This is a genomic window from Pseudomonas sp. PGPPP1, assembly GCF_002255865.1.
Lineage (GTDB): Bacteria > Pseudomonadota > Gammaproteobacteria > Pseudomonadales > Pseudomonadaceae > Aquipseudomonas > Aquipseudomonas cremoris.
Map to the genome: position 1 here is coordinate 744,433 of NZ_NKIG01000001.1, position 15,478 is coordinate 759,910.

Annotated in this window: 14 protein-coding genes; 3 read left to right on the forward strand and 11 right to left on the reverse strand. The window is 60.7% G+C overall.

The window, feature by feature from the left end:
* Nucleotides 1-2 precede the first annotated feature (2 nt).
* From CFE47_RS03435 to arnC, 7 genes are read right to left on the reverse strand one after another with little or no spacing between them, the layout of a single operon-like run.
* Complete coding sequence (locus tag CFE47_RS03435) at nt 3-1,394, reverse strand: UDP-glucose dehydrogenase family protein (RefSeq protein ID WP_286835501.1); 1,392 nt, start codon at nt 1,392-1,394, stop codon at nt 3-5.
* Nucleotides 1,391-1,804, reverse strand: coding sequence for a 4-amino-4-deoxy-L-arabinose-phosphoundecaprenol flippase subunit ArnF (gene arnF, locus CFE47_RS03440; protein ID WP_286835502.1), 414 nt, complete (start codon nt 1,802-1,804; stop codon nt 1,391-1,393). Before arnF ends, CFE47_RS03435 begins: the two co-directional genes overlap by 4 nt.
* Nucleotides 1,801-2,148 (reverse strand): 4-amino-4-deoxy-L-arabinose-phosphoundecaprenol flippase subunit ArnE, encoded by a 348-nt coding sequence (gene arnE / locus CFE47_RS03445; protein ID WP_286835503.1) that lies wholly within the window; start codon nt 2,146-2,148, stop codon nt 1,801-1,803. Before arnE ends, arnF begins: the two co-directional genes overlap by 4 nt.
* Complete coding sequence (arnT, locus tag CFE47_RS03450) at nt 2,145-3,800, reverse strand: lipid IV(A) 4-amino-4-deoxy-L-arabinosyltransferase (RefSeq protein ID WP_286835504.1); 1,656 nt, start codon at nt 3,798-3,800, stop codon at nt 2,145-2,147. The genes arnE and arnT overlap by 4 nt, the downstream gene beginning before the upstream one ends.
* Entirely contained in the window at nt 3,797-4,681 is an 885-nt protein-coding gene (gene arnD, locus CFE47_RS03455) for a 4-deoxy-4-formamido-L-arabinose-phosphoundecaprenol deformylase (RefSeq protein ID WP_185706122.1), read from the reverse strand. Before arnD ends, arnT begins: the two co-directional genes overlap by 4 nt.
* The gene (arnA, locus tag CFE47_RS03460; RefSeq protein WP_286835505.1) at nt 4,681-6,672 is read right to left on the reverse strand and encodes a bifunctional UDP-4-amino-4-deoxy-L-arabinose formyltransferase/UDP-glucuronic acid oxidase ArnA; all 1,992 of its coding nucleotides are present in this window, start codon (nt 6,670-6,672) and stop codon (nt 4,681-4,683) included. The genes arnD and arnA overlap by 1 nt, the downstream gene beginning before the upstream one ends.
* Complete coding sequence (arnC, locus tag CFE47_RS03465) at nt 6,669-7,709, reverse strand: undecaprenyl-phosphate 4-deoxy-4-formamido-L-arabinose transferase (RefSeq protein WP_286835506.1); 1,041 nt, start codon at nt 7,707-7,709, stop codon at nt 6,669-6,671. The genes arnA and arnC overlap by 4 nt, the downstream gene beginning before the upstream one ends.
* A gap of 459 nt (nt 7,710-8,168) precedes the next feature.
* Here arnC and CFE47_RS03470 point away from each other — a divergent pair, with 459 nt between their 5' ends.
* Together CFE47_RS03470 and CFE47_RS03475 are read left to right on the forward strand one after the other, a co-directional pair.
* The gene (locus CFE47_RS03470; protein ID WP_286835507.1) at nt 8,169-8,981 is read left to right on the forward strand and encodes a M949_RS01915 family surface polysaccharide biosynthesis protein; all 813 of its coding nucleotides are present in this window, start codon (nt 8,169-8,171) and stop codon (nt 8,979-8,981) included.
* 108 nt (nt 8,982-9,089) lie between these two features.
* The gene (locus tag CFE47_RS03475; protein ID WP_286835508.1) at nt 9,090-10,004 is read left to right on the forward strand and encodes a site-specific integrase; all 915 of its coding nucleotides are present in this window, start codon (nt 9,090-9,092) and stop codon (nt 10,002-10,004) included.
* A gap of 6 nt (nt 10,005-10,010) precedes the next feature.
* Here CFE47_RS03475 and CFE47_RS03480 read toward each other — a convergent pair whose 3' ends face one another.
* Complete coding sequence (locus tag CFE47_RS03480; RefSeq protein WP_185706132.1) at nt 10,011-10,274, reverse strand: DUF2790 domain-containing protein; 264 nt, start codon at nt 10,272-10,274, stop codon at nt 10,011-10,013.
* A gap of 121 nt (nt 10,275-10,395) precedes the next feature.
* Nucleotides 10,396-11,604, reverse strand: a complete 1,209-nt coding sequence (locus CFE47_RS03485) for a multidrug effflux MFS transporter (protein ID WP_185712109.1) — start codon at nt 11,602-11,604, stop codon at nt 10,396-10,398.
* A gap of 133 nt (nt 11,605-11,737) precedes the next feature.
* On the opposite strand from CFE47_RS03485, the gene CFE47_RS03490 reads away from it, so the two are divergent.
* Nucleotides 11,738-12,634 carry a LysR family transcriptional regulator gene (locus tag CFE47_RS03490; protein ID WP_286835509.1) on the forward strand — a complete coding sequence of 299 codons (897 nt, stop codon included), beginning with the start codon at nt 11,738-11,740 and terminating at the stop codon, nt 12,632-12,634.
* Here CFE47_RS03490 and CFE47_RS03495 read toward each other — a convergent pair.
* Nucleotides 12,611-13,807: an iron-containing alcohol dehydrogenase gene (locus tag CFE47_RS03495; protein ID WP_286835510.1), complete on the reverse strand. Its 1,197-nt coding sequence runs from the start codon at nt 13,805-13,807 to the stop codon at nt 12,611-12,613. The two genes, CFE47_RS03490 and CFE47_RS03495, sit on opposite strands and share 24 nt — an antisense overlap.
* A 19-nt stretch (nt 13,808-13,826) precedes the next feature.
* The gene (locus CFE47_RS03500; protein WP_502695429.1) at nt 13,827-15,311 is read right to left on the reverse strand and encodes an APC family permease; all 1,485 of its coding nucleotides are present in this window, start codon (nt 15,309-15,311) and stop codon (nt 13,827-13,829) included.
* Nucleotides 15,312-15,478 lie beyond the last annotated feature (167 nt).

The following is a 15,478-nucleotide window of genomic DNA, read 5'->3' on the forward strand; positions in this document are numbered from 1 at the left end:
TCTCAGGCTTCCACGACCTGATCTGCCGATTGCGCCACCCACTGTTGCTGGGGAATCGGCAGCTGGCACGAATCGCCACGGCCAATCGGGTAGTACTGGAAGCCTTTACGGGCCAGGCGTTCGCCGTCGTACAGGTTGCGACCGTCGAAGATCACCGGGGTTTTCAAGCGCTGGTGGATCAAGTCGAAGTCCGGGGCCTTGAATTGCTGCCATTCGGTGCAGACGATGAGCGCATCGGCGCCGCTCAGTGCTGACTCAGGAGTGCCCAACAGGGTCAGGCGAGATTCGTCGCCGTAGATACGCTGGGTTTCCTGCATGGCTTCCGGGTCGAACGCGCGCACGTTGGCGCCGGCGGCCCAGAGGGATTCCATCAATACGCGGCTTGGTGCGTCGCGCATGTCATCGGTGTTGGGTTTGAACGCCAGGCCCCACAAGGCGAAGGTCTTGCCTTGGAGATCGCCCTTGAAGAACGCGTTGATTCGCTCAAACAGCTTGCTCTTCTGGCGTTGGTTGATGGCTTCCACCGCTTCCAGCAGGTCGCTGGAGCAGTTGGCTTCCTTGGCGCTGTGGATCAGGGCGCGCATGTCTTTGGGGAAGCACGAGCCACCGTAGCCGCAACCGGGATAGATAAAGTGGTAACCGATGCGCGAGTCGGCGCCGATACCCAGGCGCACGGCTTCGATGTCCGCGCCCAGGTGTTCGGCCAGCTCGGCGATCTGGTTGATAAAGCTGATCTTGGTGGCCAGCATGCAGTTGGCGGCGTACTTGGTCAGTTCGGCGCTGCGCAGGTCCATGAAGATGATGCGGTCGTGGTTGCGGTTGAACGGCGCGTACAGGTCACGCATCACGTCGCGCACCTCTTCACGCTCGCAGCCGATGACAATGCGGTCCGGGCGGCGGCAGTCGGCAACCGCCGAGCCTTCCTTGAGGAATTCCGGGTTCGAGACGATATCGAACTCCAGGTGCCGGCCAGCCGTGTGCAGGGCTTTTTCGATATGGGCGCGCAGGGTGTCGCCGGTGCCAACGGGTACGGTGGATTTTTCCACCAGGATCACTGGCTCGATGCGGTGGCGCGCTACGGCATCGCCAACCGACAGCACATATTTCAGGTCAGCCGAACCGTCTTCATCCGACGGTGTACCCACAGCGATAAACAACACTTCGCCGTGTTCAACCGCGAGTTTTTCGTCGTGGGTAAAGTGCAGTCGCCCGCTTTCCAGGTTCTCTTTGACCATGGCCGCCAGCCCCGGCTCGAAGATGGTCACATGGCCTTTCTGCAGCGACTCGACCTTGTTCTTGTCTACGTCCATGCAGATGACATCGTGACCGACTTCGGCCAACACAGTGGCCTGCACCAGGCCGACGTAACCGCTACCAAATACACTGATTTTCATGGGGCATTCCTGGGACTTATAGTGCTAGCACGGCGAGAGTTGATAACCAGAACACCGAGGACGACCAAGGCCACCCCCAGGGTTTTTGAAAGCGAGAAATGTTCGTTGAACACCGGCAGGCTGGCCGCCAGCAGGTACACCAGCGCGTAGCTGATGCTCAGCAGCGAATAGGCGCGGCCCAGCGGCAGGTGCTTGAGCGCGCCGAGCCAGCAAAGCATCGACAGCGCATAGGCAAAGATCGCCAGGATCACCACGCCAAGGGCACCGAGGTCGATGGCATTGCTGTTGAATGCGCTGAGCCATTCGGTAGGCAGCGGCAAGCGCGTCATGCTCCAGCGCATGCCCAACTGGGCGGCGCTGACCAGGCCGACACTGCCCAGGGCCAGGGCAAAGCCTTGCGTGCGGCTCATACCTGACGCCCCAGCAACACCACGCCGGCTATCACCAACACCACGCCGAGCCAGTGGCGGCCATCGATGTGTTCGTGAAAGACAAAGCGTGCCACCAACGTGACCAGTACGAAGTTCAGGCTGAGCATGGGGTAGGCAATGCCCACTTCCAGGCGCTGCAACACCAGCAACCACACCAGCAGGCCCAGGCCCAGGCAGATCAATGCTGACCACAACCAGGGTGAGCGTAGTTTCAGCGCCCAGCCATCAGGCAGGTCGCGCCAGCTTTCCACCGCAAACTTCTGCGAGACCTGGCCCATGCACGTCAGCAAGCAAGCCGCCAATAACAGGAGCAGGGTGATCATTGCGCAGCCTGCGGGAAGATCAGAATCACGATATTGCCTTGTTCATAACGCTTGCCGTCGTTGGGCAACAAGGCAACTTCGGCAATCTCATCGTCACCTTTAACCCGCATCACCACACCGACCGGACCTTTTTTACGAGCGTCGCTCATCCATTGCTGGACGTGGGTGGTGTCGATCTTGTGATGGGTGGCATCCGGGTAAGTCAGGCCGTATTTGACTTCACCGACCGTGTTGTAGAGGGTCACGTCCGGACGAGCCAAACGCCAGGACAGGGCAGACGCGGCGCCGAGATCATTGCTGAGCAAGGCAGTGGCCGGTTGCAGTTCCTGCAGGTGATCGATGATGAATTGGTCCGGGGTCTTGTTGTAGACCACCGAGTGCGGCAGTGCGGCAGGCACCAGCGCCACCAGCAACCAACTGCCGATTACTGGCGCGGCCCACAGTTTCAATGGACGCGCGGCCTGCAGCAGGTTGGCGATGATCCAGCCGAACAGGAACACGAACACCAGCACCAGGCTGAGGGTTTCCTGGCCATGCTCGTACACCGGTTTCTTCAATTGGAACCAGGTCAGCGCCAACAGGCCGAGGATACCGACCACCAGGTTCAACCAACCGTTGATGCGCAAGGCACGGCTGCGACCTGCGGCGAGCTTGTCGGCCAGGGTCGAACCCATCAGCAGGGCCAGGGGCAGCAGGCACGGCATGATGTAGGAGGGCAACTTGCCCTTGGCCAGGCTGAAGAATGCCAGTGGCATCAGCAGCCACAGCAACAGGAAGGCTGTTTTTGGCAGACGCTTTTCTTGCCACGCGTGTTTGACGGTGGACGGCAACAGGGCGACCCAAGGCAGCGAGAACGCAACCAGCAGCGGCAGGTAGTACCAGAACGGCTCGGCGTGCTGGGCGTCTTCACCGGCAAAGCGTTGGATATGCTCGTGCCAGAAGAAGAAGTTCCAGTAATCCGGCTCTTGCAGGTGCACCGCCAGCGCCCACGGCAGGCTGACCACAATCGCCACGACCACAGCGACCACGCCATAACCCAGCAACTCACGGAAGCGTTTCTGCCAGATTGCGTAGGGCAGGGCGATCAGTACCGGCAGCAGCCAGGCCAGGAAGCCTTTGGTCATGAAGCCCATGCCGCAGGCAAAGCCCAGCAAGGCCCAGGAACCCAGGCGGCCGTTACGCGTGGTGCTGTCGAAGCAAAACCACAACGCCACGCCGGTCAGGTTGACCCAGAAGGTGAACTGCGGGTCGAGGTTGGCGTAGCCACCCAAGGCCGCGACGCTGACAAAACTCATGTACAGCACGGTGCTGACCAGCGTCTTTTGCGGGTCATTCCACAAGCGGCGCGAGACCAGGTACACCAGCAGGATGCTCAAGCCGGTGCTCAACGCCGAGGCGAAACGCACGCCAAACAGGTTCTGGCCGAAAATCGCCTGGCCCAGCGCGATCATCCAGTAACCCGCAGCGGGTTTTTCGAAGTAGCGAATGCCCATGAAGTGCGGCGACGCCCACTTGCCGGTCAGCAGCATTTCCTGGCTGATCTGCGCGTAGCGGGTTTCATCGGGAATCCACAGGCCATGGGTGGCCAGCGGAATCAGGTAAAACACAGCAAACGCCAACAGGAGCAGGGGCAGCGCCCAACGCCGGATCATGCCTGTTGTACTCCGAGCCAACCCTCGCGGCCGGGCAAGGCGCCACGCACCAGGTGTTGCTGGGGCAGGGTGGTCAGGTCCGCCGGCAACAGGTCGCCCAGCGGTTTGAAATCGATACCGCGCTGCCCTGCCTGGGCGAGCAACTGGCGAAAATCGTTGGCCATCAGAATCCCTTCTACTTCTGCGTGGATCGTGTAGACATTCAGTTTCGACTCGGCGAAGCGGTCGAGAATGAACCCATTGAAGTCTTTGGCAGCCACCACCGGCCCGACGACTTCGTCGAAGGTCGGCAGGTCTACCGGAATTTGTGGGGTGCCCGCGCTGCCATCGGCCAGTGTTGGCCTGAACAGGCTGGTGCCCCGGCAATCGCTGTTGTAGCGAAAGTTGAACCCTTGCTTGGCTTGCACCACACGCTCATCTGCACGCCAACCGGCGGCCGCTGAACAGTCGATGCGTTCACCGAGGATGTCGCTGAGGGTGTCGACGCCACGGCGGATCTGTTCGATCAGCTGCGCTTCGCTCCAGCGCCCGGTGTTGGCCTGCCAGCCGTGGTGATCCCAGGCGTGCAGGCCGACTTCGTGCCCGGCGGCCTTGGCCTGGCGCATCAAGTGCCCCAGGTCACGGCCAATCGGCTTGCCCGGCCAGGCAGTGCCGGCCAGCAAGATATCCAGGCCATACAGGCCTACGGCATTGGAACGCAGCATCTTCCACAGGAACTGCGGGCGGATGAGACGCCACAAGTGGCGTCCCATGTTGTCCGGCCCAACGCTGAAGAAGAACGTCGCTTTCACCGAGGCTTCATCCAGGGATTCGAGCAACCGCGGCACACCTTCACGGGTGCCACGGTAGGTGTCGACATCAATGCGAAGACCTGCCTGCATCAGCGCTTGTCCGCGATTTCGAGCATGGCTTCTTTCAGGAAGAAGTCGAGGGTGTTGCCGATGGTCTCGCTCATCTCAACGGTAGGCTCCCAGTTCAGCAGGCGCTTGGCGTTTTCGATGCTTGGCTTGCGGTGTGCCACGTCCTGGTAACCGGTGCCGTAGAACGCCTTGCTCTCTACGTCGCGGAAACCGGCGAACGGAGGGAAGTTGCTGCGCAGTGGGTGAGCTTCGAACTGACGCAGCAGTTCCTCGCCCAGCTGACGGATGCTGGCTTCGTTTTCCGGGTTGCCGATGTTGATGATCTGGCTGTCGCAGACACCGTTTTCGTTATCAATGATGCGTGCCAGGGCTTCGATGCCGTCGGCGATGTCAGTGAAGCAGCGCTTCTGCTCGCCACCGTCGAACAGACGAATCGGCGTGCCTTCCACCAGGTTGAGGATCAACTGGGTGATGGCGCGGGAGCTGCCGATACGTGCCGAGTCCAGGCGGTCCAGGCGCGGGCCCATCCAGTTGAACGGACGGAACAGGGTGAATTTCAGGCCTTTGTCGCCGTACGCCCAGATAACGCGGTCCAGCAGCTGCTTGGAGACCGAGTAGATCCAGCGTTGCTTGTTGACCGGGCCGACCACCAGGTTGGAGGTGTCTTCGTCGAAGTACTGGTCCTGGCACATGCCATAGACTTCGGAGGTCGATGGGAAGATCACGCGCTTGTTGTACTTGACGCAGTAGCGGACCAGTTTCAGGTTTTCTTCGAAGTCCAGCTCGAACACACGCAGCGGGTTACGGGTGTATTCGATCGGCGTGGCGATGGCCACCAGCGGCAGGACCACGTCGCACTTCTTGATGTGGTATTCGATCCACTCGGTGTGGATGCTGATATCGCCTTCCACGTAGTGGAAATTCGGGTGGCTGCGCAGGCGCTCGATGGCGTCGGAGCCGATGTCCAGGCCGTAGATTTCGTAACGGTCGTCACGCAGCAGGCGCTCGGACAGGTGGTTACCGATAAAGCCGTTCACACCCAGGATCAGCACGCGGGTGCGACGTGGCTTGCGGCCGGACTCGGCACCGCGCAGCACAGAGCCGTCAACCAGGCCCAAGACATCCGCCAAGGCAGGGCCGGCCAGGAACAGGCCGTCTTCGTTGCGCTGGCCGAACTTGATCACCAGGGAGTCTTCACCGCAGGCAATGCGCAGCGGGTTGACGCTGATCACACGGCCAGGCGCCAGGCCTTCGTTGCCCTTGGCGACTTCGGCTTGCCACACGATCAGCTTGTGCTCGCCCACGGCGCAGAAGGCGCCCGGGTACGGTTGGGTCACGGCACGAACCAGGTTGAACAGCTCTTCCGCCGGTTTTTTCCACTCCAGCTTGCCATCGGCAGCCGTGCGGCGGCCGAAGTAGGTGGCTTGGCTTTCGTCCTGGGCGGTTTCGCCCAGTTTGCCAGCGGCCAGTTGCGGCAGGGCATCGCGCAGCAGGTTGGCGGCGGCGTCACGCAGCTTGGCGTGCAGGGTCAGGCCGGTATCGCTGCGGTCGATGATGACTTTTTGCTGGGCCAGGATCGCGCCGGCATCGGCACGTTTGACCATGCGGTGCAGGGTCACGCCGGTTTCAGTTTCGCCGTTGACCAGTACCCAGTTGGCCGGTGCGCGGCCACGGTATTTCGGCAGCAGCGAACCGTGCAGGTTGAACGCGCCTTTGCTGGCGGTGGCCAACAGAGGCTCGCTCAGCAGGTTGCGATAGTAGAACGAGAAGATGTAGTCCGGGTCCAGCTTGGCAATACGCTCGATCCACAGTGGGTGGTTGGCGTCTTCCGGCGCGTGCACCGCAATGCCGTTGCGGGCGCAAAGCTGGGCGACGGAACCGTAGAAATTGTTTTCCTTGGGATCATCGGCATGGGTAAACACGGCAGCAATGTCGTAGCCGGCGGTCAGCAGGGCTTCAATACCTGCACAGCCAATATCGTGGTATGCGAAGACAACGGCTTTTGAATTCATGACGAAACCTGATCGGAAGGAGAAGTAGAAGTGGAGGTATGGGAGGACACCAGGCCGTCAACCACGACGACTGGGGCCGGCGCTGCGGGTTGGTTGCGCAGCACTTTTTCGATGAAGAAGCGAGGGCGAGCACGCACGTCGCTGTACATGCGGCCCAGGTATTCACCCAGCAAGCCCATGCCGATGAACTGGCCACCGGTGAACACGAACAGCACCGCGAACAGTACGAACATGCCGTCGCCCGCCCATTGGGCACCAAAGGCCAGGCGCAGTACGATCAAGGCGAAGGCGAACAGCACGCCCAGGCCTGCCAGGCTGAAACCGACGATGGACAACAAGCGCAGCGGGGTGGTGGTCATGCACGTCAGCAGGTCGAACATCAGGCTGATCAGGCGCATGGCACTGTATTTGGATTCGCCGTGTTCACGCTCGGCGTGATGCACCAGGATCTCCGTGGTGTGACGGGCAAAGCCGTTGGCCAGGATCGGGATGAAGGTGCTGCGTTCGCGGCAGGCAAGCATGGCATCGACGATGGTGCGGCGGTAAGCGCGCAGCATGCAGCCGTAGTCGGTCATGGCCACGCCGGTGGAGCGTTGCACGGCCAGGTTGATCAGGCGCGACGGCCAGCGGCGGAAGGCTGAGTCCTGGCGGTTGTTGCGTACGGTGGCAACCACGTCGTAACCCAGGGCAGCCTGTTCGACCAGGCGCGGGATTTCTTCTGGTGGGTTCTGCAGGTCGGCATCGAGGGTAATCACCACCTCGCCCCGGCACTGTTCGAAGCCGGCCATGATCGCCGCGTGCTGCCCGTAGTTGCGGTTGAGGATCACCGCGACCACGTTGCTGCCGTCTTCTGCGGCGGCGTCTTCGAGCATTTGGGCCGATTTGTCGCGGCTACCGTCATCCACCAGGATGATTTCGTATTCGTAGGCCAGTTGCTTGCAGGCTGCGGTAGTGCGACGCAGCAATTCAGGCAGGCTCTCTTCTTCGTTGTAGACCGGGATGACGATCGACACGCAATGAATAGGGTAGGGTTTCAAGAATTCATGACCTCGGGGGTTAGAGCAACTTGGAGCGTGAAGACAGCAGTAATCAGGGTGGCTAGTGCCTTAACTGATTAAACGTAGCGTGGGGTGGCGATTATTCATTCGACTTTCCTGAGACGGGCAATAGAATCTTCCATGGCGGTGACTGGATTAAAGCTCAAAAAACGCAAAGGTAAAGCGTAATCAACAGGTTAGTCGGGGAAAACGCGGTTCGTTCTCAAGTCCTGAGGCCAAGATTAAGCGGAAAAATGTTGAACGAATATGAAAGGCAGATGAAAAACTCGTTTATTTGACAGGTAGACAGCTAGGGTTCAGCTAAAGATTCAACGCGTTACGCAGGGTTCGCGCCCAATCCAGGCGCCCTGTCATGCATGCCCGCTTTTCGTGAAGAATCTTCTCTGCAATGCGCCTCAAGTGCCGGTAAAGTAAGCCATCTCTTGCCAGGGTACTCGGATGAATAGCGTGCAGCTTTTACGCGGCCAGTTGCGGCCGGTGTTGATGGGGTTGTTGATGACCGTGGCGTGTGTCACGACGGTGCGGGCCGATGAAGGCGTGGCGCTCACTAGCATCGACCAGGTGCCCGACGGCGTGGAAGTGCGTGGCAAGCAAATCGCCGCCTATACCTGGGACGATCGCCAAGGCAAGAACCTGTTGGTACTCGCCGAGCAAGTCAGCGAGCGCGATGACGACGGCACCCAGTCGGCGTTCGTCTACGCAGCCCAATACCTCATCGACGGCAACCGCCCCAAGCGCGTGTGGATGCTCTATGACGACGTGCAGCATTGCGAATTCGACGCCGCGCTGCGCTTTGACATGGCGGCGACCAAGGTCACTGACCTGACCGGTGATGGCATCACCCAGGCCACCGTGGGCTATTCGCGGACCTGCACCAGCGATGTCAGCCCTAACGAATTCAAATTGATCATGCACGTGGGCAAGTCGCAGAAATTCCGCCTGCGCGGTGTCGACCGTTACGGCGCGAGTTGGTGGGACGAGGAGGCCGGCGCCTTGCGCGGCATGCCACTGCCCAGGGACTGCAGCGTTGCCGCCCAGCAGGCGCTGGTCAGCCAATACAAGGAGCAGGGCACCGAGTTGCCGTTGCCGGGTTGTTATGGCGAAGAGAAGGACTTTGCCAAGGCGCCGGACGCTTACCTGACGTTCATGCGCCAGCATTGGTTCGCGCTGATGCAGAAGCAGGACACCGAATGGAGCCAGACCCAGACTCAGCCGCAAGCGCCGACCGAGGACGACGACGTCGCCCCGTGACTTTGTGCGAAGGCCGTTCGTGGGTTAGACTCAGCCTTCGCCAATTCACTAAATACCTCGATTAAACAAAGGCTTGTTTGAGGTATTTAATCCAAAGGCTGATCTACATTGACTGAGTCCATTCGCAACCCGCTGACCCTTTACCTCACCCGCCTGGCGCCTTCCAGCCAACTGACCATGCGCTACGTGCTGCAAGATGCAGCCGACCGCCTGGGCTATGAAGACATCAACCTCGAAGACATCGACTGGCACCTGTTGCAGCCCGAACATGTGATCGCCCTGGTGGCGGCATTGCGCGAGGACGGCTACGCGCCGAACACCTCGTCGTTGTACGTGAACGCCGTGCGTGGGGTGATGAATGAGGCTTGGCGGATGAACCTCATCGACCAGGAGCATTTGCTGCGCATGCGTACGGTCAAGGCCGCGCCTGGAACCCGTCTGGGCCAAGGCCGCAACCTGCGGCGTACGCTGATTCGGGAAATGATGGAGGTCTGCGCTGCCGACCCCAGGCCCCAAGGGTTAAGGGATGCGGCGGTGATCGGGATTCTCTACGGCTCGGGCATGCGCAAGTCGGAGTCGGTCAACCTTGACCTGGCTCAGGTCGATTTTGATGAGCGCAGCCTGCGGGTGACTGGCAAGGGCAACAAGGAGCTGCTCAAGTACGCACCGGATTGGGCGTTCGGCAAGTTGCAGGCCTGGTTGGACTTTCGTCGTGGGCAACTCAAGGAAGGCGAACAGGATGATACGTTCCTGTTCAATCGCATCCGCCGGGGCAGCCATATCACCCGGGAGCGCATCACCAAACATGCGATTTACTACATCGCTCGCCAGCGCGGCGAGCAGGTCGGCGTGAAGATCATGCCTCACGACTTCAGGCGCTCCTTCATTACGCGGGTGATCGAAGAGCATGACCTGTCGATTGCCCAGAAGCTGGCGCACCACACCAATATCCAGACCACTGCCAGCTATGACGTACGCGATGACAATGAGCGGCGGCGTGCCGTGGATCGCTTTGATCTGTAGGCCAAATCAGCCGTGCTGGCAGGCATCGCCCAGCCGTACATAGTCGAGTTCGTGCCGCACGCCCTGACTGTCCACATACACCACATGGCCCTTGACCGGGCCGCAGGTGGTCGATGCGGCATTGGTATTGCGCACGGCCTTGGCGATATCCAGGTCTTCTGAATAGTCGTCGGCCTGGTTGACCGGCGTCGTCGCCCCTGCGGCGGGATCACCCTGGGCGGCGGCGAAGGTGCTGAGCAGGCTCAACACCGCGATAAACAGATAACGCATGACGATCTCCAGCACCGGACGGTGGCGGCTTGACTGTGGTCGCCATTCTATTAAGCCCAGGCGCCGGCCAGAACGGATTCCGGCCAATAGCGGTCATCAGCGAAAACAATACAAGCGAGCGCTAGGAGGAGGGCGGGGGGCTCGCCAGGTGCGCCGGCAGGCGACTCAGCGTCCAGATCACCGTCAGCAGCGCGGCGACTGCACACAGGGCGATGCCGATGAGCATCGGTGCGGGCGTGTGATCGGCGTACACACCGACCAACGTCATGGACACCGCGGCCGTAATCATCTGGATCGCCCCCAGCAGGGCCGAGGCAGAGCCCGCGACGGCGCCATGATCTTCCAGCGACAGCACACCGGCTGCCGGCAGTAGCAGGCCAAGAAAGCCAAAACCGATAAACAACAACGTCATCATCAGCGCCAGGCTGTCGACCCACAGCGTAGTGACGGCCAGCAACACCATTACCGCCGCCACGGCCATCACCGACCAGCGAATCACCGGTGCCAGGCCGAAACGCGCGCTCAGGCTTGCGGTGAGTTGGCTCATGGCAAAAAACGACGCGGCATTGACCGCGAACCCCAGGCTGAACTGCGTGGGTGTCAGGCCGTAATGTTCGATGTACACGAACGGTGCGCTGCCGATGAACACAAAGAACGTCGCCAGGCCAAACCCGCTGACCACCGACAAACCGGTGAACACCGGGTCACGCAACAACGCGCCGTAGCTGCCGAATGCACTGCCCAGGGTCTTGCCCAGGCGGCGCTCGGCTGGGTGGGTCTCCGGCAATTGCACAACGGTCATGACCAGGCACGCCACAGCCACCACGGCGAGTGCGGCGAACACTTCGCGCCAGCTCCACAGCGAAATCACCAGGCTGCCGGCCAAGGGCGCAAGGATCGGCGAGACGCTCATCACCAGCATCAACAAGGCCATCAACTTGGCGGCTTCATGACCGGTGTAAAGGTCACGCACGATCGCCCGAGGAATCACCATCCCGGCGCACGCGCCGAACGCCTGCAGAGCCCGAAAACCGATCAGCACTTCAATGGTCGGTGCCAGCGCGCAGCCGACACTGGCCACCGCAAAAATCGCCAAGCCCGCATAGATAGGTGGCTTGCGTCCAAATACATCGCTGATTGGGCCGTAGAACAGTTGGCACACGCCAATGATCATGAAAAACACCGTGAGGCTCATCTGCACCGCAGCCGGCGAGGCATGCAGGCTGGCACCGAGGGTCGGCAATGCTGGCAAGTAACTGTCGATGGCGAACGGGCCGACGGCGGTGATCAACCCCAGCAACAGGGCAAGGTGGGCGATGCTTCGAGACATGGACGTTCCGGGGGCAGTCGTGCAAAAGAGCGCCAGCTTATGTTTCGTGGCGGTGGCATACAAGCCTGATTGACGCTTACACGTCGGTGGCGTTGAATGGGCCCCGTCATTTACCGCCAGCCAGGGAATTGCAGTGCTCAGAAACGTCACCGACATGGATTTGCGCCTGTTGCGGATTTTTTCCGTGGTGGTCAAATGCGGCGGGTTCACGGCGGCGCAGGCCGAATTGAACATGAGCCAATCGAATATCAGCACGCATATTTCCGGCCTGGAAAAACGCCTGGGCTACCGGATTTGCGAGCGCGGCAAAGGCGGCTTTCGCCTGACCGAAAAGGGCCAGCGCATTCTTGCCGCTTCAACGGCGTTGTTTGGTGCCGTGGATGCGTTTCGTGATGAGGCGCAGGATTTGTCGGGGCGGCTGGTCGGGGATTTGTATCTGGGACTGGCGGACAATATTGCTACCTTGCCAACGGCGCGCATCGACGCAGCCATCGCGCGCTTTTATCAGCGTGAACACGATATGCACCTGCATATTTTCGTTAACTCACCGACAGAGCTGGAGCTGGCAGTGATTGACGGGCAGTTGGACATGGCCATCTCGTATTTCAGCCGGCCATTGCCGACGCTGGCCTACCAACCGTTGTACAGCGAAGAGATTGGTATTTTTTGCGGCCAAAAGCACCCGCTGTACGCGGTACCGTCACCCAGCCTTGAGCAACTACAAGCGTGCGACTGGATCAAGCATGGCTTCTTGCCTGCCAACCAGACGCTGCCGGTGGCACCCAAGCGCGCATCGGCCACCGCCTACCATATGGAAGCGGTGGCCCACGGCGTTTTGGCGGGAACCCACTTGGGTTATTTACCGGCCCATTACGCCGCGCCGTGGATCGCCAGCGGCCACATGCGCGCGCTGCACCCCGAAACGCTGCATTACGCAGTGCAGCACAGCATGATTACCCACATTGGGCATCCCCAAAGCGAAGCGGTGCGGGCGTTCATCGATGACCTATTGGCGGAACACCGCGGGTAGGTCGCCGTGCACGGCGCTGCGGTAGATCTGGCTGTAGGCGTGGGCATCCAAGGGTTGGGCATTGGTGTCTGAGGACGAGATATCGGCCACGGCCTGCTCGCCGACCCAATCCGCCACGTCGGCATCCAGGCCGATTTCGTGCAACGTATGGGGAATCGCCAATTGTCGGCGCAGTTGCAGGACCCACTGCACAAAACCTTCAAAGTCCGGCTGGGGCAGTTCCAGGTAGCGCGCCAGTCGCGCAATATCACGGCTGATCACTTCACGATTGGCGACCATCACATAGGGCAACAAGATGGCGTTCAACAGCCCATGGTGCTTGTGAAAACGCGCGCCCAGCGGATGGGCGAGGGCATGCACGCCGCCCAAGCCTTTCTGGAAGGCCACAGCGGCCATGGCCGACGCCACGAGCATGCCTTCGCGAGCCAACAGGTCCTGGCCATCGGCGTAGGCAGCGGGCAAATGTTGTTGGATCAGGCGCACGCCCTCCACTGCGACGCCGCAGGACATCGGGTGATACAGCGGCGAACAGAAGGCCTCGATGTGGTGGGTGAGGGCGTCCATGCCCGTCGCAGCGGTAAGCGCCGGCGGCAGGCCCCGGGTCAGGATCGGGTCGAGAATGACCGTGGCCGGTAGCAACTCGGGGTGACTGATCACCTGCTTGATCTGCTGTTCGCTGAGGGTCAGTACGGCTTCGCGGCCCAGCTCGGAGCCGGTGCCTGCCGTGGTGGGCAAGGCGATCAGTTTGGGCAGGTCCAACTGCGGGAAATCTGCCAGGCTTGGGTAACGGCTGATCACCTGGGACCATTCGAAACGCGCCAGCCCATGTCGATCGACCGCCGCAAGGCTGATGCCTTTGGCCGCATCCATGGCGCTGCCGCCGCCCAATGCAATCAATGAGTCATGGCCCCCAGCCTGGAATGCCGAGACGCCCAACGCGACATCGTCCAGCGTGGGGTTGCCGTGGATATCACTGAACACGGCAAACGGAATATCCGCCTGGGTCAAATGCGCTTTCAGCAGTGCCAACGGTTCCAGGGCGAGCATGCCGGGGTCAGTCACCAGCAGGGGCTTGCGCATTTCCAGCAAGACGCAGCGCTCGGCCAGGGTCTCCAGCGCACCGGGGCCGCAGAAGATTTCCGTGGGGTAATTCCAATAGTGAATCGCAGACATCTGAAACTCCGTGTCCAGGTTAATAGGTGCGCAGGTGTGGGGTGGCGGTGCGTAGAGTCGGCTTGGCCCAGAACAGGTAGATCAACCCAAGCACGGCAAGGATCGAGAACACCAGGATCACCGCCCACACCTGGAACCATGGCGCTCCAGGCGGAGCGAGTGCCTCGCGCGGCCAGGCCACGTTGATGCTTTCGAACACCAGCCATATAAAGGCGGCGACGTTGACCGTAAGGCCCCAGCGCCCCAGGCTGAAAGTGCCTGGTTCGGGTTTCCAGCGGCCATTAAGACGGGCGAGCAGGGCGCAACTCACCACGATCAGGAATACAAAGAAGAAGCCGCCACTGCCAAAGGCAATCAAGGTGCCGACGGCTGTGGCATTCAGGCCCAAGGCGAGGCCGAAACTGGCGAACAGGGTGCTGAACACCATGGCGGCGAACGGCACCTTGCGTCTGTCGACACGCCTTAGCAGTGCCGACGCCGGCAGAATCTCATCCCGCGCCATCCCGAATACGGCGCGACCGATATAAGTTTGCACCGACACCACGCACGCAATGAATGCCACCAGCACCACCGCCACAAACGGCCGTTCAGCCCAGGCGCCAAACGCATCGACAACGGCAGGCGTGACCGGGTCGATCACCTGGCCTGAGACCATGCCGGCTGTGTCGGTATAGGACAGTGTGACGGCAAACGCGGTGAGCATGACCGTCAGGCCCACCAGAATCATTGAGCGCAAGATTGCACGGGGCGTTGAGGTGCGGGCGTCTGCGGTTTCCTCGGACACTTGCGAGCAGGCATCGAAACCAAGGAACGCCCAACCACCGACAGCCATGGCGGTCAGAAAGCCCGGCAAGTAAGCGCCATCGGAACCTTGGCTGGACGTCAGGCCGTCCAACAGCAAGGCGAACGAGTGGTTGCGGAAAAACAGCAGCAACAACACGCCGATACCAATCGAGGCAATGGCTTCCGCGACGATGCCCGCGTTGACGAAGTACTTGAGCGGGTTGATCCCGAACAGATTCACCCCCAGGCCCAGTACTAGCAGCACAGCACCGCTGAACACTTGGGCATTTGCCGAGGGCGGTTCACCGGTAAAAAACAGCCACAACCAGAACCCACCCAAGTAAGCCACGGTGGTCAACGAAGCCAGCGCCGAAGCCAGGTACATGAACCCGGTAAACCAGGCCAGGCGTTCTCCCGCAAGACGCTTGACCCACTGATAGCAGCCTCCGGCCAGCGGATATTGCGAGGCGAGCTCGGCGTAAACCAACGCCACCAGCAATTGCAGGGCAAGGCAGAGCGGCACTATCCACACCCACGACGGGCCCGCGCTCATCGCGCCCAGTGACATGACTGAATAGATGCCTACAACAGGGGACACAGTGGCGAAGCCCACCGAAAACGAAGACCAGAGCGAGAGCCCCCGGTGCAGTTGTTGATCGTAGCCTTGGCTGTGCAACAGGCGCTCATCGGCGTTTTGCCGGTCAGACAAATGAGAGGACATAGGTATTCCTTGGGTCGGCAGACACATTATTTTTAGGATCGCCCTTGTGGCCAGGGCGTACCGACAACACATGCTCCATCACGGGGAGGAGTGGGGAGAGCTTAAGAGACGCAAACATTTGGATAAATCCATATGTTTGAAGACTGGCATTTAGAATTTTTGATGTT